Source organism: Colwellia psychrerythraea 34H (genome assembly GCF_000012325.1).
Taxonomy (GTDB): Bacteria; Pseudomonadota; Gammaproteobacteria; order Enterobacterales; family Alteromonadaceae; genus Colwellia; species Colwellia psychrerythraea_A.
On sequence record NC_003910.7, the window covers coordinates 2,953,501 to 2,980,499 of the forward strand.

Below are 26,999 nucleotides of genomic sequence, written 5' to 3' on the forward strand. Positions count from 1 at the left end.
GGCACTAACATAACTGTTAAGTGCCGCTTAAATGATTATTTTAGCGAGACTTAGCTAGCATTTGATTGAAGAAAATCGGTGGCGAACTTTTGTAACACCCCGCCGCCGTTGTACACGGTAACTTCTTCGGCTGTATCTAAACGACATTTCACTGGAATTTTAATTATTTCGCCATTTGTACGCGTCATAATCACAGTCATAGCACCACCTGGAGCGGTAGTACCTTCAACATCATAAGTTTCAGTACCATCAATGCTATAAGTATTACGTGTGTCACCCTTGGTAAATTCGAGTGGTAACACGCCCATACCAATCAAGTTAGTACGGTGAATACGCTCAAAGCCTTCTGAAACGATAACTTCAACACCCGCTAAACGAACACCTTTTGCTGCCCAGTCACGTGATGAACCTTGACCGTAATCAGCACCAGCGATAATGATTAATGGCTGTTTGCGTTCCATGTAAGTTTCGATCGCTTCCCACATGCGAGATTCAGTACCTTCAGGCTCAATACGTGCAAGTGAACCTTGCTTAACTTCGCCTTTATCATCACGACACATTTCATTGAACAATTTCGGGTTAGCGAATGTTGCACGTTGTGTTGTTTCATGATCACCACGATGCGTTGCGTATGAGTTAAAGTCTTCGTGTGGAACGCCCATTTTATCAAGGTAAGCACCTGAAGCACTGTTTAACTGAATAGCATTAGACGGTGATAAATGATCCGTTGTGATGTTGTCACCAAGTACCGCTAAAGGTCGCATACCCTTCATTGTACGTTCACCCGCTAAGGCACCTTCCCAATAAGGAGGACGACGAATATAAGTACTGGTAAGATCCCAGTCGTATAATGGACTTTCAGCAGGCTCAAAAGCGCCTAAATCAAACATTGGCGTGTAGATTTTTTTGAATTGCTCAGGTTTAACACATGATGCAACAATTGAATCAATCTCTTCATCTGATGGCCAGATATCTTTCAAAGTAATGTCATTACCATTTTGGTCTTGACCAAGTACATCTTTTTCAATATCAAAACGCATGGTACCAGCAAGCGCATAAGCAACAACTAATGGTGGCGACGCTAAGAAAGCTTGTTTGGCGTGAGGATGAATACGACCATCAAAGTTACGGTTACCTGATAATACTGCTGTTGAGTATAAATCACGGTCGATTATTTCTTCTTGGATTTTCGGATCTAAGGCACCTGACATACCGTTACAAGTAGTACATGCGTAACCAACAATACCAAAACCTAGTTTTTCCATTTCAGATAATAAACCAGCTTCTTCTAGGTAAAGTTTTGCTACTTTTGAACCCGGTGCGAATGATGATTTAACCCAAGGTTTACGTACTAAACCTAACTCGTTCGCACGTTTTGCAACTAAACCAGCAGCAACAACGTTACGTGGGTTAGAAGTATTAGTACAAGAAGTGATTGCTGCAATAATTACTGCACCGTCAGGCATTAACCCTTCAGCTTCTTGTGCTTTACAAGCATCTAGATTTTTAGCGATATCTTTTGATACAAGATCAGCTGTCGCTAAACGACGATGTGGGTTAGATGGACCCGCTAAGTTACGACATACCGTTGATAAATCAAATTCAATAACACGTGGATATTGTGCATCAACTAAATCGTCAGCCCATAAACCAGTGTGTTTTGCGTATGTTTCAACTAATTTAACTTGCTCTGGCTCGCGGCCAGTAAGCTTCAAGTAATCAATCGTTTGTTGATCGATGTAGAACATACCTGCAGATGCACCGTATTCTGGTGTCATATTTGAGATAGTTGCACGGTCACCAATGGTTAAATCTTTAGTCCCTTCACCGAAAAACTCTAAGTAGCTTGAAACAACTTTTTGGTTACGTAAAAATTCAGTGATCGCAAGCACCATATCGGTTGCTGTGATACCTGGCGCACGTTTACCCGTTAACTTAACACCAATAATATCAGGTAAGCGCATCATTGATGGGCGACCTAGCATTACTGTTTCAGCTTCTAAACCACCAACACCAATCGCGATAACACCTAAAGCGTCAACGTGTGGTGTATGTGAATCGGTACCGACACAAGTATCAGGGAAAGCAACACCATCACGTGCTTGAATAACAGGCGACATTTTCTCTAAGTTGATTTGGTGCATAATGCCGTTACCAGCAGGAATTACATCAACATTTTTAAACGCTGTTTTGCTCCACTCAATAAATTTAAAGCGGTCTTTGTTACGACGATCTTCAATCGAACGGTTTTTCTCAAACGCGTCAGGGTCAAAACCCGGCGCTTCCACTGCAAGAGAGTGATCAACAATTAACTGTGTTGGCACAACAGGGTTAACTTTAGACGGATCACCACCTTGATCAGCGATTGCATCACGAAGACCGGCAAGATCAACTAAAGCTGTTTGACCTAAGATATCGTGACAAACAACACGTGCAGGATACCATGGAAAATCAAGCTCTTGCTTAACGTCAATAAGTTGTTTTAAAGAATCGGTAAGTGCCGCTGGATCACATTTACGGACTAATTGCTCAGCTAAAACACGAGAGGTATAAGGTAGTTTGGCGTAGCTACCAGGAGTAATGGCTTCAACTGCTTCACGCGTATCAAAAAAATCTATATTCGCACCAGGAAGCGGTTTGCGGTAATCATAATTCATAAGTTAATCCAGGAAAATATCAAATAAAAGAATTGTCAAATAACATATACCCGTTACCAATCAAGGTGTTTAACTACAAGGGCCTTAACCTGCCCTTTGAATGGTAACGGGTATACATTGCTTAAATCTTTAAAAGCTCAATTAAAACCAAGTACATTAATTAATTGACCACTTAGCGAGAATTAAAAGGCTTAGAGGCAAGGCATTGATTGAAGCGAATGGTTATTCCCTTCTCAAAATCAATAACGCCGCGTGTAGGCCTTTTAAACTCGCCCTTTGGGAGTTCATTAGCAAACTAATAACCGCTCAAAATTAAAGAAATATAGAACGACTATGTTTAAGTAATTTTGATTGTTTTAAGCTCGCTAATATAACTCTAAGTTGATCAATTTATTAGTGCAATTGGTATAAGTAATGGTATTTGCCACTCATTCAATAACGATGAAGTTGTGGCAAATAACAAGTCTCTACTATCTCTCAGAGATAGGCTTAACTGTACGTGGTTCAGCACCAGTATAATCAGCACTTGGACGGATTATACGGTTATTAGAGCGTTGCTCCATTACGTGTGCAGCCCAGCCAGTTAGACGTGAACAAACAAAAATAGGAGTAAACAGTTTAGTTGGAATACCCATATAGTTATAAGTCGAAGCATGGAAAAAATCAGCGTTACAGAATAATTTTTTCGTGTCCCACATGAACTCTTCACAAGCAACTGAGATATCATAAAGTGATGTATCTCCATTTTCTGCTGCTAGTTTTTCAGACCATGCTTTGATAATGACATTACGTGGATCTGACGTGCGGTAGATTGCATGACCAAAGCCCATAATTTTTTCTTTACGCTCTAGCATTCCAGCCATCTGAACTTTAGCATCCGCAGGAGAAGTGAACTTTTGGATCATATCCATAGCCGCTTCGTTAGCGCCACCGTGAAGTGGTCCACGTAAAGTACCGATTGCACCAGTAATACAAGAGAACATATCAGATAAGGTTGATGCACAAACACGGGCAGTAAATGTTGACGCGTTAAATTCATGCTCAGCATATAAAATTAACGAAACATCCATAACACGTTCATGCTGTGCAGATGGGCTTTCACCATTAAGCAGACGTAAGAAGTGACCACCAAGTGACGCTTCTTCAGTAGTACAATCAATTTCAACACCGTCATGAGAAAATTTATACCAGTAACACATGATTGCAGGGAATGCCGCTAATAAACGGTTAGCTGCTTTATTTTGCTCAGAAAAATCAACTTCTGGTTCAACATTACCTAAAAAAGAACAACCGGTACGCATAACATCCATAGGATGTGTTTCTTTAGGGATTAGTTTTAATACTTCTTTTAATGCTTGCGGAATATCACGCATCGCTAGTAATTCAGCTTTGTACTCAGCTAATTCACCACTGGTAGGTAATTCACCGTTGAATAATAAATAAGCTACTTCTTCAAAGGTAGCATTATCAGCTAAATCAGAAATATCATAACCACAATAGGTTAAACCACTGCCTGATTGACCAACAGTACAAAGAGCCGTATCACCTGCGCTTTGACCACGTAAACCTGCACCACTAATTTTTTTATCTGACATAATTCTTTCCTCATTCTTTAATATTTTTATAGGTAAATTACTTATTTTTTCCATCAGCAAATAACGAATCTAGTTTTTGCTCATAATCGTGGTAACCAAGGTAGTCATATAAATCCATGCGTGTTTGCATGTTGTCAATTTCAGCTTTTTGATCACCATCATTTAATAATGTTCTGTAAACAGACTCAGCGGCTTTGTTCATGGCACGAAATGCTGATAATGGATAAAGCACCATCGCACAACCCCACTCACCTAATTGTTCTTTATTCCAAAGTTCTGTTTGACCAAATTCAGTGATATTGGCAAGAACAGGAACATCTAAAGCTTCAGTGAAAGCACGATAATGCTCTTCTGTTTGAATCGCTTCTGCAAAAATACCGTCAGCACCTGCTGCAACGTATGCTTTAGCACGTTCAATAGCCGCTTCTAGACCTTCTTGAGCAAAAGCGTCTGTACGGGCCATAATGAAAAAATCAGGGTCAATACGTGCATCTACAGCGGCGCGAATACGGTCAGCCATTTCTTCTGTTGAAACAATTTCTTTATTTGGACGATGACCACAACGCTTTTGCGCTACTTGATCTTCAATATGAACAGCTGCTGCGCCTGCTTTTTCCATATCACGAATAGTTTTAGCTATATTAAACGCACCGCCCCAACCCGTATCGATATCAACAAGTAAAGGTAAACTTGAAGCACCGGTAATTCTTTGTACGTCAGCAACAACATCATTCAATGACGTCATACCAAGATCTGGTAAACCATAAGAGGCATTGGCTACACCGCCACCTGATAAATATATGGCTTGATGACCTATTTGCTCAGCCATCATAGCGCTGTAAGCATTGATTGTGCCTACAACTTGTAGTGGTTTGTTATTTACTAACGCTTGGCGAAATTTTGCGCCTGCAGATAATTGACTAGTCATGATATATTTCCTCTTAAGACTTGATGAGTTGTATTTTGTTTTGCTCTTTTTGAGCGATTTCTTTTGATATTTTGTTTTCGATATTTTTACGTGATGCAGCAATGTGACGTCGCATTAGCATTTCTGCCAATTCTCCATCTCGATCTGCAATTGCTTGGATTATGCGTGAATGTTCATCAAAAGCACGACTCGCTCTAGGGCTATTCATACCAAATTGACAACGATACATACGAATTAAGTGATATAGCTGGCCACAAATCAATTCGATTAATTGTTTATTATGGCTACCTAAAATAACCTTATAATGAAAATCAAGATCACCTTTTTCTTGGTAGTAAGCTACGCCATCTTGCAACGCTTTATCACCTGCATGTTGAGTGAGCATATCTTGCATATGTTCTATCTCTTCATCGGTCATATTTAATGCCGCTTGGCGACATGCCATACCTTCAAGTGCTTCTCTCGTTATATATAACTCAAGTAAACCTTCTATGGTGCAATCAACTACACGTGAGCCAACATTTGCTTTGCGCTCTATTAAATGACATTTTTCAAGACGATTTAACGCTTCACGCAATGTGGAACGACTTATTTGGTAACGCTTAGCAAGCTCAGGCTCACTTATTTTACTACCCGCAGCCATCTCACCTTCAACAATGGCAAATTGAAGCTGCTCAAAAACTTTATCAGCAGTAGTCACTGCGGCTTGTTTGGTTGGATTTTGTAAGAGCATAATGTGCCTTATGAACCTAAATATTAACTTTAAGGTAATGTTGTCGAATCACATAACATTGTCGACAAACAAAATAATATGAATCAATAATATCTGAAATCTTGAATTAATCAAGTAGACTTAAGTATAATTGTCGACAATTTTAAAGTTACAGTAAAATTTAGTTAAAATTTTAACAATAAAATAATTTGATCAGGAAACATTGATGGTTAAGTAAAGCCCGTAGATAGTAGGACTATTAATTATTGAAGTATGATAACGCACTCCCCAGCTACTAGAAGTAGTCACGGGAGTCGCTTATGGGTTGTATAACCTTCGCCTTAACCAGCAAACAAAGTTAATCTCTAAACTCTCTGAAGATTATTGTTCTTGATTTGTTCATTAGTTAGTTTATTTATTAAGCTTAACCAAATGACTTTTAACATGAGGTACCAAAATATGTTACCCGAGCGCCCTGCTTTTAGTCATCGGGTTAACAATATAAATTAGAACGAGGAGTTAGGTTGCGATAAAAATTCAACTTCTTCGTCGGTAGATTCTCTATTTAAGATAATATTTCGATGTGGATAACGACCAAAACGCTCAATAATATCTTTATGTTTGCCTTCAAATTCAACATTGCTCGCTATGCCATTAGCCTGATAAAGCGCTATGGCTTTTTCATGAATAACTAATGATTCACTGTGCATAAAAGGCATGTATAAAAAACTATTCTCTATCGGCTCCAGTGTTTTATCTGCGCCAAAAGCAATTGCTTCTTGTGCTAGAGCTAAGGCCATTCCATCGTAAGCAAAGGCTTGTGGGGTATCTCGATACATATTCCGTGAAAATTGATCCAAGACAATAATCTCGGCAAGGCGACCAGAGGCTGTTTTACGCCAATGCACTAATTCACATTGTATTGCCGACTGATGAAGGTCAGAAAATCTTGCTAATATCTCCTGATCAAAGCTTAACTCTTTAACCCACCAGCGAGCCGGCTCTATTTCTTTAAACCAAAAATCGATAACGTCTTGATAGTTCATTTCATTTCCCTTGTATCATGCATAATGCATACGTTTTATTATAAAACGACGTATTCACATTTATATTTATATTTATATTTTTGAATTAAGATTGCTGATATAACTCTAAAGGCAAGCCATCAGGATCACTGAAAAATGTAAACTGTTTACCCGTATACTCATCCACTCGAATTGATTCAACATCAACACCCAGGTTCGTCAAATACTGACTAACCGCTTCAACGTTTTCGACATTAAAAGCCAAATGTCTAAGTCCTTGAGCTTCTGGGAAGCTCGGTCTTTTAGGTGCATCAGGAAATGAAAACAGCTCGATTTGAGTACCATCAGCTAATGCTAAATCTAATTTAAAAGAATCTCGATCTGCTCTATAGTTTTCTGCAATGATTTTAAATCCTAAAATTCGAGTATAAAAATCTTTAGATTTTTCATAATCAGAACAGATAATTGCCACATGATGAATACCATTTAGCACGTTATATTCCTTATAGTGTAGGCACTTAATGAAAAAGATGAACAGTACTTCTTAAACCGTTAATTCTTAGAAAGTTAAACTGTTCACTCATTATTTTTTAGCGTAGTTAACGAAGCTTGTGCGGTATCATAACCCAGCTTTATCATTTCATCTGCACGATGAAACTCTAACGTACCACACGCATTACGCGCTATTTCAACAAAATAATCCGCTGGATATGTCGCTAACTTTTGTCGAGCAATAGTACTCTGCATAGCATCGAACGCCTGATTGACAACGTCATAAGCGCCCCACTCATTCGCATTGTGTAACACAGCTTTACTCTTAAATCGCGCTAAGAAACTATCCAATTTACTCGAAGGCTTATTTTCGATAAGGCTTACCTGAGTCTCTGCATCGTTTAGTGTTTTAATACTTCCACCTAGATTCACCGCGACTGAGAAATCAGTGTTATCACTAAACGTTGGGGCAATTGGCACCGGGTTAAGTACACCCCCATCAATTAGGTCCACACCATTGTAATGAAAGGGCGTAAAAAATAGTGGTAATGAAATAGAAGCCCTAATAGCACTAAATAAACTACCCGAGCTTAACCAGACTTCTTTTTCATTAGCGATATCAGCGGCAACCGCTGTATATTTAATGGGAAGTTCTTCAATGTTGATGTCTCCTACTAACTCGGTAAGAGTCGCAATTATTTTGTCACCTTTAACCAAGCCATTTTTTTGCCACGATAAATCCAGTAAGGTAAATATATCAACTTTGCTTATGTCTCTTACCCAGTGCTCAAATACATCAAGTTTACCCGCTGCATAAATACCACCAATGAGTGCGCCCATTGAGCAACCAGAAATAGAAGCAATTTCAAACCCCTGCTCTTCTAGCCAATGTATAACACCGATATGCGCTAACCCTCTTGCGCCACCACTACCTAACACAAGAGAGATAGAGGTTTTCTTATTTTCTGACATCCATTATCCTTTTCATTACGCTCTAGTAATACTTATGACGAATATTCAATTAAGAAAATTAGAACGGTTGCTTTTCATGAGAGGGTAAGTCTAATGGCAATTTAAACCATGCTTGTTTTTCACTGGTCCAAATATGCATAGTGGGCTGTATGACTCTAGTATCTTCTAACGTACTCGGTTTTAATTTTATTTTATCAGGAAAATTTGGATTAAAATGGTAGATACGATTACCACAACATGGACAAAATTTTGCCCCGTTAGTATTGCCATTATCAGCCAAGCGACTCCAATCTGACATTTCTCCAGAAAAAACAACATCGGTAGCATTAACTACGGCTGTAATACTAAAAGCACTTGTTGATAGCTTTTGACATTCACGGCAATGACACGCAGCGACCATAAGTGGTGCAGCTAATAATTGATAGGTCACCTGTCCACATTGACACGCGCCTTTTATAGGATAGTTAATTTTGAGCATATTACTTCCTCATTACAATTCAATCAGATGAAAATTCATATTTAATAATACTATAAAGTGAAAATAAAACGCTGCCAACGATAAACTCACAATAATACCAATTCCATTAAATTTATTCCCACCTCAGAGCTATGTCAGAAGAGTTATAACAAACATAATTTTTGCTGGTATAGTCATTCTATATCTCACAAATTTGTGCAGTTATTGCTTTTCTGACAAGCTCCCTAGGGCGAATTTAAAAGGCTTACATGCTGTGTTATTGATTTTGACAAGGACGCTGCATGGATGCAGCTTATTCTCCTGAATAACCATTCTCTTCAATCAATGCCTTGCCTTTAAGCCTTTTAATTCTCGCTGAGTGGGAAATAACTTAATGGACTTGGTATAAAATAATAAGCACTAAAAATTTGGCAAAAAAAAACCCACGTAATATTTACATATTACGTGGGTTTTCTTGTGTAGTTACTCGCTTACTCATTCATTCAAGAAAGAAAGTGGCATCCCTAAGGGGATTCGAACCCCTGTTACCGCCGTGAAAGGGCGGTGTCCTAGGCCTCTAGACGATAGGGACACTGATTGATTTAACTAGTAACACTAAATCATTTCAAACTATCTAGCAGATCACTCTGCTGATTTAATTTCATCAAGGTCAATAATTAAAGACATTGAAAAACTAAAACTCTAATTTCTTATTTTAAATACTGTATTTAAAATACAGGACTTAACAGTAATAAGATAACTGCATGCTCTCTTTCATCATTCCTTTACAGGTATAGATAAAAGTGGCATCCCTAAGGGGATTCGAACCCCTGTTACCGCCGTGAAAGGGCGGTGTCCTAGGCCTCTAGACGATAGGGACACAGAACTAGCATAGTGCTATTTCAGAACCGCTTAATTTTTTAAAAGTTTAAACAACTTTTTTTACTTAATGCTCATTCTCAAAAGAGAATTGGCATCCCTAAGGGGATTCGAACCCCTGTTACCGCCGTGAAAGGGCGGTGTCCTAGGCCTCTAGACGATAGGGACACAGAACTAGCGTAATGCTATTTCAGAACAGCTTAATTTTTTAAAAGTTTAAGCAACTTTTTTACTTAATGCTCATTCTCAAAAGAGAATTGGCATCCCTAAGGGGATTCGAACCCCTGTTACCGCCGTGAAAGGGCGGTGTCCTAGGCCTCTAGACGATAGGGACACAGAACTAGCATAATGCTATTTCAGAACAGCTTAATTTTTTAAAAGTTTAAGCAACTTTTTTACTTAATGCTCATTCTCAAAAGAGAATTGGCATCCCTAAGGGGATTCGAACCCCTGTTACCGCCGTGAAAGGGCGGTGTCCTAGGCCTCTAGACGATAGGGACACAGAACTAGCTTTTTCGAAGTATACTTCGTTAGTTTTGTGTTAGGTGAGTGTTGAGTCTGTGAGACCGAACGACTTTACCCAATACAGAACTAGATTTTTCAAAGTAAACTTTGATCAATACTATTTCAAAACATTGCTTAGTTTTTTATAAGTTTAAGCAAACTTAATTGCCTTTACCTCACCTATAAATAGAAGAGATAAAGAAAATAGTGGCATCCCTAAGGGGATTCGAACCCCTGTTACCGCCGTGAAAGGGCGGTGTCCTAGGCCTCTAGACGATAGGGACACAAATTAGCGTTTACATTATAAATAATATTAACAAACCAATTAAACTATCTATTTTTTGTTAATGAAAACTCAAGAGTTTAACGTTAACAAAAAACCTAATATGGTGGAGCTATGCGGGATCGAACCGCAGACCTCTTCGCTGCCAGCGAAGCGCTCTCCCAGCTGAGCTATAGCCCCGAAATATTCGAGTCGTTCAATAACTGGCCTAATAGCTATCAAACATGCTCTCAACCAGTGGACCTAACACTTGCTGAAAACGAGGCGCATTCTAAGCAGCAGCTAAGAAACTGTCAACACTTATTTATAAAAAAAGGCATTTATTTATAAAGAATTGCATTAACTGATCGCATAATAACCAAGGTGGTTATTTCTTATCTAATTTTAACTAACTTCCTGTAATGATAGTGTAATTATTGAACAGCTAAAAATAGCTCGTTATCTGTCCTCAACATACAAATCATTGTTCACTCTATTTCAACATCCGAAATGTAGGTCACCAAATTACTTCAAGATTTATTTCGCAGCGTTTGTGAGTCATTACAGTTTTAGCGCAGTAAAGAAATAGGGGTAATCCCCTATTTCTTTACTGCAACATCAAAATTGGATGCCTCACAACCTTATACCATCAGTTTTGAATGGTAACGAGTACATACCCGTTACCATTCAAAGTGAAAGATTTTAGTGGGAGTTAAAAGTGCTTTAGCCAAGGCATTCATTTTAAACCAAGGTTATTTCATCATAGCGCCTTGAATTGAAATTGCTTAAACACTCCGAAACCTGCATATTGATTGGTGACGGGTATAGGTATATTGCTTTCCTTACGCTTAGTTACTTTATCTTTTTGCTATTTAACGGTATGGTTTGTCTTACTTAGCCATACATAATGAAAGCAGCAAACCGTATGCAGCTCAAAAAACTTAACATTGTCGCCATTGGCGGCGGACACGGTTTAGGCCGTGTGCTTTGTACCCTATCTTTTATGGGTAACAAACTCACCGGGATTGTAACGACTACCGACAACGGTGGTTCAACAGGCAGACTAAGAAAAAGAAGTAGTACTATTGCATGGGGTGATTTACGTAATTGCTTAACTCAGTTAGTGGATCAAAATTCCATTGGTAGTCAGCTATTCAATTTTCGCTTTGAAGGTAATGATGAGCTTGGTGGACATAACCTGGGTAACTTGATTCTATATGGTCTGGGCAAAGTGCAATCTAGCCCTATGGATTCAATTAAACTCGTGCGCCGTATATTACGTGTTAAAACACAAGTATTACCTATGTCTGAAACGCCAACAGACTTAATGGCTTTTTATCCTGAAGGACGTTGTCGCCTCGGTGAACTCTCTGTAGATGAAATGCCAATAATGCCAACCGATTTAATGTTGGCGCCATTAGTTAAGTCGGTTAAGCCCTGTCTTGATGCGATTGAGAATGCTGACCTTATCATTCTAGGTCCAGGCAGCTTTTTAACCAGTGTTGTACCACCACTTTTAGTGAGAGATATCGCCAAAGCAATAGATAAACGTAAAGGACATTGTGTTTTTATCGACAATATTGTTGCTGAGCAGAGCCCTGCCGCTAAATTAACATTAGATGAGAAGCTTAACTGGATTGAAAGAAATATCGGTTGCATGCCAGTTGACAGCGTTATTTGCCAAGATGAGAGAATTAGCTCAGATAAAGTTAATGTCATTTGCCAAGATTTAACTCATAACAAAGTGCCACACCATCATGATAATGAAAAACTTATTCATGCCCTGGAAACCTGCGTAAATCAAATTTCTAGTCCTGCTAAAATAGAAATAGCGAGCTAAGCTCGCTATTTGACAGACTAACTCTATGATTCTTTACTTGTTAACTTTCTCGTCTTGACTGATACGACTAGCAACAGCGCCTTTTTGATCTCTATATTTTGCGTCTTCGCGTTTATTGTAAGGGCGTGCGGCGCTTGATGACATAGTTTCAAAGTTTAACGCGGCTATCTTCATTTTTGGACGTAGCGCTAAGGGTAATTTACCGCTGTTATAAAATTCTAAGACTATTTGACCAGACCAGCCGGGGTCAATACGATGCGCGGTTACATGAACCATTAAGCCTAAACGGGCAAGTGAAGAGCGCCCGTCTAACCAACCGACAATATTATCTGGCAATGTCACTGATTCATAAGTCACAGCCAATGCTAGCTCTCCAGGGTGTAAAAAGAAGGCGTCGCCATCAGCAATGAATATTTCATCACTCATAATTGAGTTCATCGCTTCTTGGACTTCACCTTTAGGAGCACTTAAATCAATATACGGAGCGGTATGATCTTGAAAAACTCTAAATTCATTGCCCAAACGAATATCAACACTGACGCCTGAGATCATTGAACTGTCAGGTTTTGGCTCGATAATTATCTTCTCATCATCAAGGTATTGTTCTATATCTTTATCACATAATCTCATAATGGCTTGTCTTTACCTTAGTTGCGCTTAAGCCTTATGGGCTACAGTCGCGGTTAATGGGCTGGCAGTGTCACACTGTAAAAATAATTGTGCCGAAACATTTCGGGCTATTTTACGGTAATGATTGGCTATTTCACCAGCGCTATTTTCAATTATGTCAGATTCACCAAAATCAGCATCTTGGCGAATAGTAATATCTAACGGCAATTGTCCCAACAGTTTTGTTTCATGATCTTCTGCCATATGCTCACCGCCTGCTTCACCAAAAATATGACTTTTATGGCCACAGTTTTCGCAAAGGTGATAACTCATATTCTCGACAATACCTAATACTGGCACTTTAACCTTATCGAACATAGCAATACCTTTAACAGCATCTATTAAAGCGATATCTTGTGGTGTGGTTACGATCACAGCAGCTGCAACAGGTACCTTCTGCGCTAAGGTTAATTGAATGTCTCCCGTACCAGGTGGCATATCAATGAGTAAATAATCAAGCTCTGGCCAATCGGTTTCATTTAATAATTGATTGAATGCAGAGCTGGCCATAGGACCTCGCCAAACAGTCGCATCTGCTTCATCAACTAAAAAGCCAATCGACATGGCACTCAAACCTTTGGCATCTACAGGCGTCATAAGTTTGCCATCACTAGAGCTTGGTTTCTCATTTTTAAGACCAAGCATGGAAGGAATTGATGGGCCGTATATATCCGCATCCAAAATCCCTACCCGGGCACCTTCGCACATTAAGGCATACGCTAAATTAACCGTAGTGGTTGACTTACCTACGCCACCTTTACCTGAGGCGATGGCTATAATATTAGCTACTTTACCTTGTAGCATCCCCTCTTGCCCTGCTTTATTTTTATCATTACCCAGCGAGAATTGGCGCACTGGTTTTATTGCTAAGTCGATTTCAAAATTAACAGTGCGCGCTAAATTTTCACTTAACGTTTGTGCCAACAAATCTAATTCACCTTGACAGACAAATGGCATAAGTAGCTTGATAGTGATTTTTTTCTTTTGGGTGATGCTCAATTGCTGACAAACGGCTAGAACACCTTGTGGAAAATTGTCTGAAATATAATGCGATAATGTGTCTTTAATAAACTGTTCAATTTCGGATGCGTTAAGTGCTTCACCGTTTGATTTAATGTCAGTTTTAGGCGTTTTTTTTGAAAAAATTTTACCAAACATAGTCATTTGGAGACCTTTATAAGAGAAATAGCGAAATTAGTTGCATTCAACTAATGAAAATCATCGCTAAATTCTGTACTATTGCCGACATTATTACCATCAAAAACAACTATTTTTCATGTCTGACACTACTTTATCTGAAGCTACATCAAACACTGCATCGCATTCTTTAGCAGAAAAGCGCAAAATTCTAGTTACTTGTGCCCTTCCTTATGCCAATGGTTCTATCCATTTAGGCCATATGCTAGAGCATATTCAAACCGATATTTGGGTACGTTTTCAACGAATGCGTGGACATGAAACGTATTTTGTCTGTGCTGATGATGCTCATGGCACGCCAATTATGCTTAAAGCGCAAGAGCTTGGCATAACACCAGAAGAAATGATCAATGGTGTACGTGAAGAGCGTATTAAAGAATTTAGTGACTTCCATATTAGCTTTGATAATTACCACACAACGCATAGCGATGAAAACAAAGAATACTCTGAAAAAATTTACAACGCTTTACATGCGAAAGGTCATATTAAAACCCGCATTATTTCTCAGTTATATGATCCTGAAAAAGGCATGTTCTTAGCTGATCGATTTGTTAAAGGTACTTGTCCGAAATGTAAAAGTGAAGATGAAAATGGCGATAGCTGTGACAACTGTGGTGCGACTTATTCACCAACAGAAGTGCTTAACCCACGTTCAGCTATTTCAGGTGCTACACCGATATTAAAAGATTCTGAACATTACTTCTTTGACTTGCCTGCTTTTGAAACCATGTTATCAGACTGGATACGCAGTGGTGCATTGCAAGAAGAAGTAGCGAATAAACTGACTGAATGGTTCGAACAAGGTTTAAAGCAGTGGGATATTAGCCGTGACGCGCCTTACTTTGGTTTTGAAATACCTAATGCTCCAGGTAAATTTTTCTATGTTTGGTTAGATGCGCCTATTGGTTATATGGGCAGTTTTAAAAACCTATGTGATAAAGACTCTACTATCGATTTTGACAGCTTTTGGAATAAAAATTCAGACGCCGAGCTATATCACTTTATCGGTAAAGACATTATTAACTTTCACAGCCTTTTTTGGCCAGCCATGTTAGAAGGCGCTGATTTCCGCAAGCCTACGGCTGTTTTCGCTCATGGTTTTGTTACCGTGAACGGAGAAAAAATGTCTAAATCTAAAGGGACTTTCATCAAAGGTCGTACTTACTTAGATCATTTAAACCCAGAATATTTACGTTATTACTACGCGACTAAATTAACACACAAAATTGATGACTTAGATTTAAATCTTGAAGACTTCGTACAACGTGTTAATTCTGATTTAGTGGGTAAAGTGGTTAATATCGCTTCTCGCTGTGCCAGTTTTATCACCAAACGTTTTGATGGCATGTTATCAACGAACATTGATGATCAAGCACTAGCGGATGAAGTAATGGCTGCGGGTGATAGTATTGCTGCTCATTATGAATCACGTGATTTCGGCCGTGGTATGCGCGAAATAATGGCGCTTGCTGATAAAGTAAATGAATATATTGCTATAAAAGAACCATGGCAGCTTGTTAAAGACGAAACTAAGCAACAAGAAGTGCAAGACATTTGTTCATTAGGTATCAACATGTTCCGCACGCTAATGATTTATTTGAAACCTGTACTACCTGTACTTGCAGATAGCACCGCTGCTTTCTTAAATGACGAGCTTGTTTGGGAAGGACACAAAACCTTATTAACTGACCATAAAATCAATAAGTTCAAAGCGTTATTACAACGTGTTGATATGGATAAAGTTAATGCGATGACTGATGCTTCAAAAGATAGCTTAGGCGCACCAGTAGAAGAAGAGAAAAAGCCAGCTAAGAAAAAGAAAGCCGCTAAAGTAGTTGATAATTCAGCTGCTCTTGCTGATCCTTTAGCTGCAGACCCAATTTCTGAAGAAATTGAGTTTGATGATTTTGCCAAAATTGATTTACGAATCGTTAAAATCATTAATGCTGAACATGTTGAAAAGGCTGATAAATTAATACAGCTAACTTTAGCGCTTAATGAAGAAGGCACAGAAACTCGTCAAGTTTTCGCGGGTATTAAGTCAGCTTACAACCCTGAAGATTTAATCGGCAAGCATACGGTCATGGTTGCTAACTTAGCGCCACGTAAAATGCGTTTTGGTATGTCAGAAGGAATGGTACTTGCTGCTGGTCCTGGTGATAAAGACTTATGGATATTAAATCCAGATGATGGCGCTAAAGCCGGTATGCGTGTTAAGTAATACCTCAAGTAATGCTTGAAGTAATATTTTAAGTAAAAATATTTAACAAAAAAGGTATGGTGTTTCACTATACCTTTTTTAATATATATACCCATGATACTTCAAGATACGAGTTTCACTATACCTTTTTTAATATCTAATGCTTTTTAATTCAGGAAATTGTATGAGCTTTATTTCTATCCCAAAAAGACCTTTAAAATTAGCACTAACGGTCGTTCTCTTAACAACTATGCTTGGGGGATGTACTGGTAACTATACCTTTGAAAGCAACGTTAAGGCTGATAATGCCGAGGAATATTTTAGCGCTAGTAAAGTTAAAATATTTAATGACGAACAAGATTTTAACGTAAATTATCAATATGTAGGTTTGGTTGAAGGTGAAGATTGCCAAAAAGAGCCACATCTTGCCGCACCCGATGCAATTAATGCGCGTACACAAGCGAGACAAGCTGCTTATTTGAAAAAAGCCAACGCCATTATTTTTACTAGCTGTATTGATATAGAAACCAAACATTGTGTCGCACAAGTTGTTTGTTACGGTAAAGCTTATCGATTAGCTGTCCCTGACGAGCAAGTAGAACAATAAAATGTCAAACACATGCGAAACCACTCATGATGCACAAAGCTTTAAATTTGATGCCATTGGCGTCATTGAGTCGCCCTATCAAGAGAAGTTTGCCATACCTCGTCAGCCAAATTTAGTCAGTGCGGCAAAAGGTAAGGTAGTGCTACTTGGTGACGCTAACAATCATGAGTTAGTTCGTGATATTGAACAATTTAGTCACCTATGGTTACTCTTTGTCTTTCATGGCACGCAAGAACAAGGATGGAAGCCTTTGGTACGCCCGCCTCGACTTGGCGGTAATGTAAAAACAGGTGTACTGGCAACCCGTTCAACTTTTCGGCCAAACCCAATTGGCATGTCCGTAGTGAAACTCGATAAGGTTACGACAGAAAAAAAGCAAACTATTTTACATATCTCTGGTTTAGATTTATTAAATGGCACACCTATTATCGATATAAAGCCTTATGTGCCCTATTCTGACGCGATTATTGATGCCGATGCAGGTTTTGCACAAGAGCAACCTGATGCCGCTTTATCCGTTGTATTTAGTGAGCAAATGCAAGCTGACCTGATAAAATATCAACAACGTGATAGTGAATTAGGATTATTAATAGAGCAAGTATTAAAACAAGATCCTCGACCAGCCTATAAACGCGGTAAAACTGATGATAAAGTTTATGGCATGAGTTTATATGACTTAAATATCCAATGGCAATTGATCACCTTAGATACCGTATTAGTGCTAAACATTACTCAAGTCACCAAGTGATAAAGCAAACAAGTGGCTGAGCCATATTCTGCTAAACACTCGATAAGTAGAGATAAACAATGAGCCAGTATATTATTAACAAAACAGTATCGACTAACCAATCGGCCAGCTTCAGCCCTGATTGGCAAACAATAGATGCCATAGAAATTAATCATTTCCCATGGTATCAAGCTGGCAGAAAGCAAAACACACAAGTAAAGCTGACTGCAAATAACGAAACTTTGTTCATCCAGATAATTGCACAAGACAAATACAGCTTCGCCAAACAAACCGAATTAAATAATATGCTTGTCTGTGAAGATTCTTGTGTGGAGTTCTTCTTTAGTCCTTCCGGAATTCTTGGCAGTAGCTACGTTAACTTAGAAGTGAATTGTTGTGGCACACTTCACCTCGCTTATGGTGAAGGACGCGATAATCGTCAATTTATCAGCCTTGAAGCCGCGAGTTTAATCCAACGTAAAAGTAGTATTAGCTCACCGGTTAAAATAGAAAGTGAACATGATCATGAGTGGTGTGTTGAAATAGCTCTACCCTTTGCAGCAATTGAGCAACTAACTGGCGAAAGCGTGAATAAAGCTAAGTGGTTTGCCAACTTCTATCGCTGTGGCGGTAGAACAGAGCCACAGTACGCGGTATGGAACAATATTGATGTATCTGAGCCTGATTATCATAGACCTGAATACTTCGGCGAGTTAGTGTTTATCTAACGCCTCTGCTACAAATTATATGTAAAAAAGCAAAAATTGATATGGGTTCCTTACGCAATAGCTTTGTTACAACAATGGCTTCCTTGCAATAATCTGAGCAATAGCTTGTTTTCCTGATTCATTATTAGCATCAGCGTTTTTTGCATCAATGACGCCTTCAAAGCTATAGATAATATCCCAATCAGAAAAGAGTTTAGCCAACTCACCATGGTTTAATAAAAAATTAGGGTTTTTAGGTCGGCCAAATTGTGGCTGCTCTACGGTAAAGGTTTCATACACAACATAACCACCAGGGATAACAGCTTGTTTGATTTGTTCAAATAGAGGTCGATGCAAATAACGAAAAACAATAATCGCTGAAAACGACTTACCCGCTAAAGGCTTTAACTCCTCTTGTTCAAAACTGTCTTGCTCAAAATCAACTTGCCAAAAGCTCGCCGTTGATTTTTCCTCGCCATTATGACAATTTACTGTACTCTCAACCTGCTCTAGAGCCGACTCTTTTATATCGGCAAAGACTACAGGGATGTTTTGATTTAGAAGGTAAAGCCCATTTCTGCCACTACCACAGGCAAGATCAAGCACTGGCGCTTGCATATTTGCTTCATGTAATAACTTAACAGTTTTTTCTAATAACGGGGAGTGACTCAATTGAAACTATCCTTTGGTGTCGTTTAATGAGGTGATTTTTTTACCATGAACAAATGAATAATAACGCACCGAACTGGGTGCATGGGAGATCATGCCTGAGATAATAATTATCGCAACTAAACAATGCCAAGCATATTCATCAAAAAAGAAAACACAGGTAAGCAGGGTCAATTTAACGTACATAGCAAGCGCCCTGATTTGTACAAACCAGACAAAGTTAGATAACGCTTCGAGGCTTATACCCGTTCCACTTGAAGATGCAGGATTCAGCTGGAATTAGAAACGCCTTTAGGCAAGGCATTGATTGAAGAGAATGGTTGTTCCCTTATCGAAATCAATAACGCAGCATAAAGCGTTTATAAACCAGCCCCTTGGGGAAGACTGAGCAAATCATACTCTGCGTTACATTTCTTTTTAAGGGAATAACCCTTAATAAAAAAATTCGCCTTGATTATGAATCGCTCAGATTTCCTGAAACGAGCATCTTCAAGTGGAGCGGGTATATTAAACCTAAGCCACTTACAATAGTAATGCCCCAGTAAACATCTTGTTCTGTTCCGGTCAAAATCGAAGCAAAAACACCAGCAAAACCAACTAGGTGAGTTGTGCGTAATGATATTTTTAACCAACGTTTACCGATAAAGTTAGGAATAATAGACAAAAGAACTTCACACTTTAAATAAAAGATTTCAAATTGAACAATAACTCATTATAAATTGATTAAAGGTCAAGTTGTGTTAAATTTTCAAATAAAAAAAGCACTAGGTAGTTTAACTACTTAGCGCTTTTTATTTAGTCTTTATTCAGCCGTAACAACGGCTAATTAATATCTAATGGACTCTAATGATCATGACCACAACTGCTATCAGCACTGTGAACATGTCCATGTTGAATTTCTTCTTCAGTCGCTTCACGTACGTCAACGATATCAATATCAAAAGTCAGTACTTTGCCCGCTAATGGTGGATTGATATCAACAGTAACCATAAATTTACCCACTTTTAGTACGGTAACTTGGCGTTGACCTGCATCAGTTTGTACAGCAGCAGTCATGCCTTTTTTCCATTTAGCATTTTTGCTGACTAAACCGTGTAAATGTTTAACTGGTACACGTTGCTCTAATCCTTCTTGATACGGACCGTAAGCGTCTTCTGGTTGTAAAGTTACCGAAAACTTTTCACCTCTTTCTTTACCTGTTAATGCTTTCTCTAAGCCTGGTAAAGTATTGTTAGCGCCATGTAAATAGGTTAAAGGCTCATGACCGTCTGATGATTCTATTTCTTCACCCGCTTCATTTTTAAGGGTGTAGTGAAAGTGAGCAACGGTTTTTTCAGCAATTTTCATAGTAATCTCTTCTTTAATGCTTTTGTTAATATTTATGTAAATACTCGTGTGAGTAAAAATAATCTTCAATGTTATGGTGAGCAGTGTACCTTGCTTTACTGAGTAATCAAGTCAATTTGATACCCTTTGCTTATGACCTAATTTGATGACTAGACTCTACGACCACAGTAGTAAGATAACTACACTTAAAACAATAAGGAACATGCCTAGATATTCTTTTAGGGTGACCGTTTCTTTAAATACCCGATAAGTTAATGCCAAGGTAATAAAAAACTCAACTTGTCCCAATGCTTTTACATAGGCAGCGTTTTGATAACTCGCGCCAGTAAACCAGCCTATTGAGCCTAATACACTGGTAACGCCAACAAATAAGCATAACCGCCAGTGCTTCATCATCAGCGGTAATTGTGATTTATCTTGAATGTATACGTAGATAAGTGAAATAACCGATTGCACCGTGATCATAAACACCAAGGTAACCGCAGCGCTTACCATCAAATCAGTATTAAGTGCCAAACTTGATTCACGAATAAGCAACGTGGTGATAGCTAAACCAAGACCGGCCGCTAAACCATATCCCATACCAATCAGACCTTGCGAATCAGCCAAGATATCTCTTAAGTTAAACCGCACTTTAGACACTAAAAACACGCCAACCACACCGACAATGACACTAAACCAACCTAAGCCAGACAGTGTAGCCCCGAATACTAAAGCGCCGACAATCGCCACTTGTATTGCTTCAGTTTTAGCTAAACTCGTTGCCACAGCAAAGTTACGGTAACGAAAGGCGGCGACTAAACACACGGTGCCCACTATTTGCATCACACAAGCAATTAATGCGTATTGTAAAAAATCGTTATTGAGTGCTGGTACTGCTACTTGTCTAAAATCAAGCATCCACCATAGGTAGGCCCATGCAAAAGGTAAGGCAAATACATAGCGTACACCTGTGGTGGCCATGGAATTGAGCTTACCCGATAATTGCTTTTGTCCTGCGGTCCTTACAGCCTGCATTGTTGCGGCTAATAAAGTGAAATAAATCCAAATTTCCAAAAATGTACCCTTTCCTATTTATGATCAATAATAATTAATCAATAATCGTTAGCTAACAGTTTCAGCATGAAACTCATACTGTTTATCCAAACTGCTGACTCCCAGGCCACTGAGTTTTTTAACTTTAATCTGCACGCCAATGCGTTCTTTTAAGGCATCAACATGGCTGATCACACCAATCATTTTGCCACTAGCATTTAAGTTATCGAGCGCATCAAGTGCTACTTCAAGGGTGTTATTATCTAAGGTGCCAAAACCTTCATCGAGGAAGAGAGAGTCGATACTGGTTTTATTACTGACTAAATCAGATAGTGCTAAAGCGAGCGCTAAACTTATTAAGAAGCTTTCACCGCCAGATAAAGTTTTAATATCACGCGCAGTATCCCCTTGCCAGGTATCGAGTACCTCTAATTCTAAGGTATCATTTTGTTGGCATTGAAGTTGATAGCGACCAAAGAGACGTTCTAATTGTGCGTTGGCAAGATGGACTAAATTAGCGAGTGTTAAGCCTTGTGCAAACTTTCTAAATTTAGCACCATCAGCTGAACCAATAAGTGCATTAAGGTGACTAAGATCATCCAAAGCATCTTGTGCTAATTTAATTTGTTCTAGCAAGGTTTTCTGTTGAATTTTGTTACTATTGTCTTGTTCTATTTGTTGGCTAAACTGCCCGATATTTTGCTGACATTGTTTCAACAAATCTGACAAATTTACCAATGATTCTGATACTGAACTTTCAACAAAATCAACAGCCCCTTTTTCACTCAACGTATCTTTTTGAACATTCAATTCAAGGGTTATTTTTTCACTTTGTGACAGCAAGATTTTTGCTTGTTTTTTACTATCGTCAATGTCGTTTGCGAGCTTAGTTAAATCATGCTTTCTCTCGGCGCTAAGTAGCGCTAATAAGAACTCTTCCTCATCAGTAAACTTACTGTCAGTAAGTAATGCTAACCAGTCCTTTTTTGCATTGTCATTTTTAGGAAATAGATTATCCAATAAAGATTTCGAGGTGGTTAACTGTCCTCTGTTAAGCTGTTGAGCTGCTTTTTTCTCATTATGGCGTTGATCAGCTACAGTAAACTCAGCTTCACTCAACTCTCGTTGACTATTAATACTTTCTCTTAATAAAACAGAGTCTTGCATATCTTCACCTGTAATACCCAGTTCAACAAAGTGAGTAACGCGTAACGAATAATCTTGTATTAAATCGTTCTCTTGTTGCGTTAATTGGCTTTTTATCTGGGTAACTTGATTTTGTTGATGAACAACTTGCTGCTTTAACAACCCGAGGTCATTTACAAGACTATCAAGCTGAGTTTTAGCCGCTTGGTGAGTCGTCACGGTTTGCTGATAATCAGCGCCCTGCTTACTCAATGATTCAAGCCACTTTTCATCAATACAAATGACTAGCTTCCGCGCTTGTTCTTGTTCCAGATTTTGTTCCTGGTCTTGCTCCTTTATTTTCTCATTTACGCCACCAAGAGGCAGTGTTATTTCAGTCGTTTTAATGTCAGCTAACAACTGAGCATTCAGCTCCAAAAACGCCTGTTGTTTCAAGCGTAATTCTTCAGTAAACTTTTGTTTTGAACCTTGTTGATTCTTACCTTGTTCTTCCAATAGTTGTAGCTGATTAAATAGCGTCGACAACTGCTTTTCACAATGGCTAATTTGCTCACTGTTTTGTTGCTGGTTCTGGCTATTTTCTTGCAGTGACGTTTGCAATAAAAGTAACTCTTCAAGCTGCCCAAACACCATCGTTAGCTGATGATTAATTGACTGTTCAACATCAACATTTTGTAATGAAAATGACTGTTCATTTTGGCTTAATAAAACGTACTGATTAATATTTAGCGATTGCCAGTTTTGCGCTAAATTGCTTTGTTCGCTTGTTATGCCTTGCAAACGATTTGTCTGCATTTCAAGTTGCGCAGTTAAATTTGCTTGAACGCCATTTAGCTCTTTACCTTGCTTTTCAAGTTGCGCTCGCTCAAGTGTTAATTGGCTTAAACGCTGTTGATGTTCGTCACTGTCAAGGGATCGATATTCATTAATCGCAGGGTGATCTGTTGAACCACACAATGGGCAAGACTCTTCAGGCTGAAGTTTTGCTCTATGTTCACTCAGCGCCATAATAGTTTGCTGCTGAGCAAGTAAGGTTTCTACATCTTTTTTCTGCTGTTGAGTAGCGCTATAACGTTGACGAAGTTTTACCAGCGCTTGCTCAGTGATAACCAGCTGTTGCTTGTCTTGACTCTGCTGCGCAGATAACCCCTGTTGCTCTTGTGTAAGGACATGAAAACGCTGCGCCAACTGTTGTGCTTGTTTTAAAGCAAGTTGCTGATTTTGACGGTCTAGAATCGCTTGATTGAGCATGCCACCGGTTAACTCGTTAACGACACCTTCACCTTTATCATTATTTCCAGTACTAGTGGAAGTACTAGTAACCCTACTTGATAGGATCGCCTGAGCTGCTTGGCTATGCTGAATTAGCTGCTGTGTTTTTTCACCCATCAGCTGTTTACGGCTATTCAGTTGCTTTAACTCATCTTCACTTTGCGTGATCTGAAGTTGTTGCTCTTGTTGTCGAGTTTGCAAGGTTAATAACGCTTTTTCGGTATTGTCTTGCTCGTTAACTAACGCCACAACATTAGCTTGTAGTTGACTTAACTGCTGATATTGGTTTTGCCATAAAGGCAATTTTTCTGGCAATTTTGCTAACGCCTGCCCTTGCGATAAATACGCTTGTTGCTGTTGAACAGTCTCTTGTGCTTTTTGATGCTCTGCTTCTAAGGCAGTCAACGCATTAGCATTCACACCAAGTGTTTCGCTTTGTTCGGCTATGGTGTTTTTTGTTTCGGTTAATGCATTTTGTTGGTGGGTAATGTTATGGTCAAGTGGTTGAATTTTATCATGCAATACTTGCTCAATTACTTTGCGTTGTGCTTCAGCCTCAACATGACGATTTTTTAGTAGCGTTAACGCTTCATCACTCACAACAATATCTTGGTCAAGTATCGCCAATTGTTCTGTTTGACTAGTTACTTGTTGTAAGGTTTGCTGGTATTGCTCACGATAATGTACCATCTTTTCGTACGGTGCTTTAATCGGCTCAGCTAAAGACGACAGCGTCAGTAAATCAAGATCTTGTTTTGCGGCTAACTCTTTCTTTTCTATTTCAAGTAGTTGTGTTTTCGCTGCATGCTGGTTTTGTTCATTGACCGAAAAATTAGTGCACCAGGCTTTAACTTGTTGCGCTTGTTGTAATTGCGCGTTTACCGTTTTCTCTTGTTCGGTAATTTCTGTTAATTGTTGCTCAAGCGCCTTTACTTGCTCATCATCAAGCAAAGAAACACCTTGGCTTTGCGCTTGTAAAAGTTTTAGCGCTTCACTGGCACTGCGATGATTATCAAAAACTTGCTTAGATATGTCGCCATATATTTCAGTACCGGTAAGCTGCTCTAATAATTGCGCACGGTCATTCGGTTGTGATGTTAAAAAGGCAGCAAACTCTCCCTGAGATAGCATCATAGATTTGGTAAAACGTGAGAAGTTAAGCCCTGTTAACTCACTAATATCACTACGCACCATTTTAAGCTTATCAGACACTATGGTGCCATCGAGTTTAGCTAACTCTGCAACAGGCTCTAATAAGTTACCATCAAGTTTATTACGGGCGCGTTTTTGACTCCAAAAAGCTCTATAACCTTGACCTCTCACTTCAAACTCAACTTCAGCCATACAATGGCTGGTGTGGCGAGTCATTAACTGATTCTGTTTTTTAGACACAGTTAAACGCGGTGTTTGATGATAAAGCGCTAAACAAATGGCATCGAGTATAGTGGTTTTACCTGCGCCAGTAGGACCGGTAATAGCAAATAAACCATTGTTATCAAAAGGAGCTTCACTAAAATCTATTTTCCAACTGCCTTTGAGTGAATTGATGTTCTCAAAGCGTAAACTTAATATTCTCATGAATTGTGTTGCTCTAGTGATTCAGGCGTCATACTGTCTTTTTCAGCGATAGCACTGTCTTTTTCGGTGATAACACTGTCTTTTTCAGCTTCTGTGCTCTCTTCTTCTGATAAAGCACTTTGCGATGTCGACTCTGCCTGGGCTGATGAACTAGTAATTAGCGCTTTATCCGCATCACTTTTTTGATTCGCAATAGAAGCGGCTTGTTTCATTTCCACCGACAGTTCTGTAAATAATTGTGTTAACCGTGTTTTACGTGCGACTTCTTCATCCGTTTGCCATTCAAGTTGAGATAAGCGTGAATCGAAGACTTCTGTTAACGATAACTCACTCAAGGTGCTGTTATCTTGCTGCGATAATTGCGCTTGTCGTCGTTGACGCGCCTTTTTACATCGACGAACCAATAACACTTCAAAAGGCATATCAACGGCTAGTTCAGTGACTCGCTGCGATAAATCACTTAAGTGATCACCATTATCAATTTCAATATCAAGCCAAGCCTTAACACTCGCAGGAAACTTTTCCGCTACTTGGCGTTCTTCAAATGCGACCAGTGTTTCTTGAAGTGAAGTTTCAAGCTCATCTACCGATGTTTTCACCATGTATAGTGGTTGGAAACACGGCACAATAAGCGCTTCAACTTGATTAAGTTTCCCTGACGTAAACTCAACCATCAGCACTCGTTTATCTTGCTTGGCTTCATCAAAACTTAACGCAATAGGCGAGCCGCAATAACGAATATGTTCTGATTTCGCCACCTGTTGTGCTCTGTGAATATGGCCAAGAGCAATATAGTCGGCTGGGGGAAAGGCACTGGCTGGAAAAGCTTCTAACGAGCCAATATAAATATCTCTTACGGAATCACTTTTACTGTCATTTATTGATACGCCAAGCGCCGTTAAATGCCCGGTTGCTATAATGGGTAAGGCAATGCCCTCCGTTTTTTCAAACGCGTCAGCTTGCTTGCGTGCCTGTTGATATAAATACTGATAATGATCGCTAATCGCTTGTTGTAAACTTTGCTGCTTATCACTTGCCGACTGCCCTGCTCGACTTCTGATCACATCACGCGGACGAACAAAAGGAATGGCGCAAATAATGGCTGTGGTTTTCCCATCAGCATCATGTAATGGAAAAACCTGTTTTGAAAGTGCCTTCTCTTCAAGCTCATCTTCACTCAATGACGCAGGTATTACCTGCGTAATAACACGGGTAGACAAGCTTGCCAATACGGCTTGTGACTCAGACAACATAGCGACAGAATCATGATTTCCGGCCAAAATAATGAGCTGGCATTGGGTCACATGGAGCTTGGCAATAAAATCAAAGTACATTTCACGGGCATAACTTGGCGGTGTTGAGGTATCAAAAATATCACCCGCTACAATAATCGCATCAATGTTATGCAGAGTAACTTGAGCTAATAACCAGGTAAGAAATTGTTGATGTTCATTGGCGCGGCTTTTGCCGTAAAAATATTGGCCAAGATGCCAATCTGAGGTATGAATAATGCGCATAAAAA

Annotated in this window: 22 protein-coding genes and 7 tRNA genes; 5 read left to right on the top strand and 24 right to left on the bottom strand. The window is 39.1% G+C overall.

The features are described from left to right. Window positions 1-50: 50 nt before the first annotated feature. The 15 genes from acnD to CPS_RS12655 all read right to left on the bottom strand — a co-directional run bounded on the left by acnD (window position 51) and on the right by CPS_RS12655 (window position 10,684). Window positions 51-2,657: a Fe/S-dependent 2-methylisocitrate dehydratase AcnD gene (acnD, locus tag CPS_RS12585; protein WP_011043626.1), complete on the bottom strand. Its 2,607-nt coding sequence runs from the start codon at window positions 2,655-2,657 to the stop codon at window positions 51-53. A gap of 470 nt (window positions 2,658-3,127) precedes the next feature. Further along, a complete protein-coding gene (prpC, locus tag CPS_RS12590) occupies window positions 3,128-4,252 on the bottom strand; it encodes a bifunctional 2-methylcitrate synthase/citrate synthase (protein ID WP_011043627.1) in 1,125 nt (374 codons plus the stop codon). Window positions 4,253-4,289: 37 nt separating this feature from the next. Next, window positions 4,290-5,180 carry a methylisocitrate lyase gene (prpB, locus tag CPS_RS12595; RefSeq protein ID WP_011043628.1) on the bottom strand — a complete coding sequence of 297 codons (891 nt, stop codon included), beginning with the start codon at window positions 5,178-5,180 and terminating at the stop codon, window positions 4,290-4,292. 13 nt (window positions 5,181-5,193) lie between these two features. Continuing rightward, window positions 5,194-5,913, bottom strand: coding sequence for a GntR family transcriptional regulator (locus CPS_RS12600; RefSeq protein WP_011043629.1), 720 nt, complete (start codon window positions 5,911-5,913; stop codon window positions 5,194-5,196). Window positions 5,914-6,398: 485 nt separating this feature from the next. Beyond that, window positions 6,399-6,938 (bottom strand): DUF924 family protein, encoded by a 540-nt coding sequence (locus tag CPS_RS12605; RefSeq protein ID WP_011043630.1) that lies wholly within the window; start codon window positions 6,936-6,938, stop codon window positions 6,399-6,401. 85 nt (window positions 6,939-7,023) lie between these two features. Then, a complete protein-coding gene (locus CPS_RS12610) occupies window positions 7,024-7,410 on the bottom strand; it encodes an SMU1112c/YaeR family gloxylase I-like metalloprotein (RefSeq protein ID WP_011043631.1) in 387 nt (128 codons plus the stop codon). Window positions 7,411-7,493: 83 nt separating this feature from the next. Then, complete coding sequence (locus tag CPS_RS12615; RefSeq protein ID WP_011043632.1) at window positions 7,494-8,381, bottom strand: patatin-like phospholipase family protein; 888 nt, start codon at window positions 8,379-8,381, stop codon at window positions 7,494-7,496. Window positions 8,382-8,439: 58 nt separating this feature from the next. Then, a complete protein-coding gene (locus tag CPS_RS12620) occupies window positions 8,440-8,859 on the bottom strand; it encodes a GFA family protein (protein ID WP_011043633.1) in 420 nt (139 codons plus the stop codon). Between the two features lie 495 nt (window positions 8,860-9,354). After that, window positions 9,355-9,430, bottom strand: a tRNA-Glu gene (locus CPS_RS12625). A 212-nt stretch (window positions 9,431-9,642) separates the two neighbouring features. Continuing rightward, a tRNA-Glu gene (locus tag CPS_RS12630) sits at window positions 9,643-9,718 on the bottom strand. 91 nt (window positions 9,719-9,809) lie between these two features. Beyond that, window positions 9,810-9,885, bottom strand: a tRNA-Glu gene (locus CPS_RS12635). 90 nt (window positions 9,886-9,975) lie between these two features. Further along, window positions 9,976-10,051, bottom strand: a tRNA-Glu gene (locus CPS_RS12640). 90 nt (window positions 10,052-10,141) lie between these two features. Beyond that, window positions 10,142-10,217 (bottom strand) — tRNA-Glu (locus CPS_RS12645). Window positions 10,218-10,429: 212 nt separating this feature from the next. Next, window positions 10,430-10,505 (bottom strand) — tRNA-Glu (locus tag CPS_RS12650). Between the two features lie 103 nt (window positions 10,506-10,608). Continuing rightward, a tRNA-Ala gene (locus CPS_RS12655) sits at window positions 10,609-10,684 on the bottom strand. Between the two features lie 706 nt (window positions 10,685-11,390). Between CPS_RS12655 and CPS_RS12660 the strand changes: the two genes are divergently transcribed. Beyond that, entirely contained in the window at window positions 11,391-12,323 is a 933-nt protein-coding gene (locus CPS_RS12660) for a gluconeogenesis factor YvcK family protein (RefSeq protein WP_238383535.1), read from the top strand. Between the two features lie 33 nt (window positions 12,324-12,356). On the opposite strand, the gene dcd is transcribed toward CPS_RS12660, so the two are convergent. Beyond that, entirely contained in the window at window positions 12,357-12,953 is a 597-nt protein-coding gene (dcd, locus tag CPS_RS12665; RefSeq protein WP_011043636.1) for a dCTP deaminase, read from the bottom strand. A gap of 27 nt (window positions 12,954-12,980) precedes the next feature. Further along, the gene (gene apbC / locus CPS_RS12670) at window positions 12,981-14,156 is read right to left on the bottom strand and encodes an iron-sulfur cluster carrier protein ApbC (protein WP_011043637.1); all 1,176 of its coding nucleotides are present in this window, start codon (window positions 14,154-14,156) and stop codon (window positions 12,981-12,983) included. A 112-nt stretch (window positions 14,157-14,268) separates the two neighbouring features. On the opposite strand from apbC, the gene metG reads away from it, so the two are divergent. The 4 genes from metG (at window position 14,269) to CPS_RS12690 (ending at window position 18,451) form a co-directional block, all read left to right on the top strand. Beyond that, on the top strand, window positions 14,269-16,410 hold the full coding sequence (metG, locus tag CPS_RS12675) for a methionine--tRNA ligase (protein ID WP_011043638.1): 2,142 nt from the start codon (window positions 14,269-14,271) through the stop codon (window positions 16,408-16,410). 163 nt (window positions 16,411-16,573) lie between these two features. Beyond that, the gene (rcsF, locus tag CPS_RS12680) at window positions 16,574-16,996 is read left to right on the top strand and encodes an Rcs stress response system protein RcsF (RefSeq protein WP_011043639.1); all 423 of its coding nucleotides are present in this window, start codon (window positions 16,574-16,576) and stop codon (window positions 16,994-16,996) included. Between the two features lies 1 nt (window position 16,997). Beyond that, the gene (tsaA, locus tag CPS_RS12685; protein WP_011043640.1) at window positions 16,998-17,744 is read left to right on the top strand and encodes a tRNA (N6-threonylcarbamoyladenosine(37)-N6)-methyltransferase TrmO; all 747 of its coding nucleotides are present in this window, start codon (window positions 16,998-17,000) and stop codon (window positions 17,742-17,744) included. Window positions 17,745-17,803: 59 nt separating this feature from the next. Continuing rightward, entirely contained in the window at window positions 17,804-18,451 is a 648-nt protein-coding gene (locus CPS_RS12690) for a carbohydrate-binding family 9-like protein (protein WP_011043641.1), read from the top strand. A 66-nt stretch (window positions 18,452-18,517) separates the two neighbouring features. On the opposite strand, the gene CPS_RS12695 is transcribed toward CPS_RS12690, so the two are convergent. The 7 genes from CPS_RS12695 to sbcD all read right to left on the bottom strand — a co-directional run bounded on the left by CPS_RS12695 (window position 18,518) and on the right by sbcD (window position 26,994). Continuing rightward, the gene (locus CPS_RS12695; protein WP_011043642.1) at window positions 18,518-19,102 is read right to left on the bottom strand and encodes a class I SAM-dependent methyltransferase; all 585 of its coding nucleotides are present in this window, start codon (window positions 19,100-19,102) and stop codon (window positions 18,518-18,520) included. Between the two features lie 6 nt (window positions 19,103-19,108). After that, window positions 19,109-19,285, bottom strand: coding sequence for a hypothetical protein (locus CPS_RS23905; protein ID WP_011043643.1), 177 nt, complete (start codon window positions 19,283-19,285; stop codon window positions 19,109-19,111). Window positions 19,286-19,553: 268 nt separating this feature from the next. Continuing rightward, a complete protein-coding gene (locus tag CPS_RS23910; protein WP_011043644.1) occupies window positions 19,554-19,763 on the bottom strand; it encodes a hypothetical protein in 210 nt (69 codons plus the stop codon). Between the two features lie 179 nt (window positions 19,764-19,942). Next, a complete protein-coding gene (locus CPS_RS12710) occupies window positions 19,943-20,446 on the bottom strand; it encodes an FKBP-type peptidyl-prolyl cis-trans isomerase (protein ID WP_011043645.1) in 504 nt (167 codons plus the stop codon). 156 nt (window positions 20,447-20,602) lie between these two features. Next, a complete protein-coding gene (locus tag CPS_RS12715) occupies window positions 20,603-21,502 on the bottom strand; it encodes a DMT family transporter (protein WP_011043646.1) in 900 nt (299 codons plus the stop codon). Window positions 21,503-21,550: 48 nt separating this feature from the next. Continuing rightward, a complete protein-coding gene (locus tag CPS_RS12720) occupies window positions 21,551-25,477 on the bottom strand; it encodes an AAA family ATPase (protein WP_011043647.1) in 3,927 nt (1,308 codons plus the stop codon). Further along, window positions 25,474-26,994 carry an exonuclease subunit SbcD gene (gene sbcD / locus CPS_RS12725; protein ID WP_011043648.1) on the bottom strand — a complete coding sequence of 507 codons (1,521 nt, stop codon included), beginning with the start codon at window positions 26,992-26,994 and terminating at the stop codon, window positions 25,474-25,476. The genes CPS_RS12720 and sbcD overlap by 4 nt, the downstream gene beginning before the upstream one ends. Window positions 26,995-26,999 lie beyond the last annotated feature (5 nt).

Excerpts from the sequence above, each read along its gene's own strand:
- acnD (WP_011043626.1), bottom strand. The coding sequence starts at position 2,657 with ATGAATTATGATTACCGCAAACCGCTTCCTGGTGCGAATATAGATTTT.
- prpC (WP_011043627.1), bottom strand. The coding sequence starts at position 4,252 with ATGTCAGATAAAAAAATTAGTGGTGCAGGTTTACGTGGTCAAAGCGCA.
- prpB (WP_011043628.1), bottom strand. The coding sequence starts at position 5,180 with ATGACTAGTCAATTATCTGCAGGCGCAAAATTTCGCCAAGCGTTAGTA.
- CPS_RS12600 (WP_011043629.1), bottom strand. The coding sequence starts at position 5,913 with ATGCTCTTACAAAATCCAACCAAACAAGCCGCAGTGACTACTGCTGAT.
- CPS_RS12605 (WP_011043630.1), bottom strand. The coding sequence starts at position 6,938 with ATGAACTATCAAGACGTTATCGATTTTTGGTTTAAAGAAATAGAGCCG.
- CPS_RS12615 (WP_011043632.1), bottom strand. The coding sequence starts at position 8,381 with ATGTCAGAAAATAAGAAAACCTCTATCTCTCTTGTGTTAGGTAGTGGT.
- CPS_RS12620 (WP_011043633.1), bottom strand. The coding sequence starts at position 8,859 with ATGCTCAAAATTAACTATCCTATAAAAGGCGCGTGTCAATGTGGACAG.
- CPS_RS12660 (WP_238383535.1), top strand. The coding sequence starts at position 11,391 with ATGAAAGCAGCAAACCGTATGCAGCTCAAAAAACTTAACATTGTCGCC.
- dcd (WP_011043636.1), bottom strand. The coding sequence starts at position 12,953 with ATGAGATTATGTGATAAAGATATAGAACAATACCTTGATGATGAGAAG.
- apbC (WP_011043637.1), bottom strand. The coding sequence starts at position 14,156 with ATGACTATGTTTGGTAAAATTTTTTCAAAAAAAACGCCTAAAACTGAC.
- metG (WP_011043638.1), top strand. The coding sequence starts at position 14,269 with ATGTCTGACACTACTTTATCTGAAGCTACATCAAACACTGCATCGCAT.
- rcsF (WP_011043639.1), top strand. The coding sequence starts at position 16,574 with ATGAGCTTTATTTCTATCCCAAAAAGACCTTTAAAATTAGCACTAACG.
- tsaA (WP_011043640.1), top strand. The coding sequence starts at position 16,998 with ATGTCAAACACATGCGAAACCACTCATGATGCACAAAGCTTTAAATTT.
- CPS_RS12690 (WP_011043641.1), top strand. The coding sequence starts at position 17,804 with ATGAGCCAGTATATTATTAACAAAACAGTATCGACTAACCAATCGGCC.
- CPS_RS23905 (WP_011043643.1), bottom strand. The coding sequence starts at position 19,285 with ATGTACGTTAAATTGACCCTGCTTACCTGTGTTTTCTTTTTTGATGAA.
- CPS_RS12710 (WP_011043645.1), bottom strand. The coding sequence starts at position 20,446 with ATGAAAATTGCTGAAAAAACCGTTGCTCACTTTCACTACACCCTTAAA.
- CPS_RS12720 (WP_011043647.1), bottom strand. The coding sequence starts at position 25,477 with ATGAGAATATTAAGTTTACGCTTTGAGAACATCAATTCACTCAAAGGC.
- sbcD (WP_011043648.1), bottom strand. The coding sequence starts at position 26,994 with ATGCGCATTATTCATACCTCAGATTGGCATCTTGGCCAATATTTTTAC.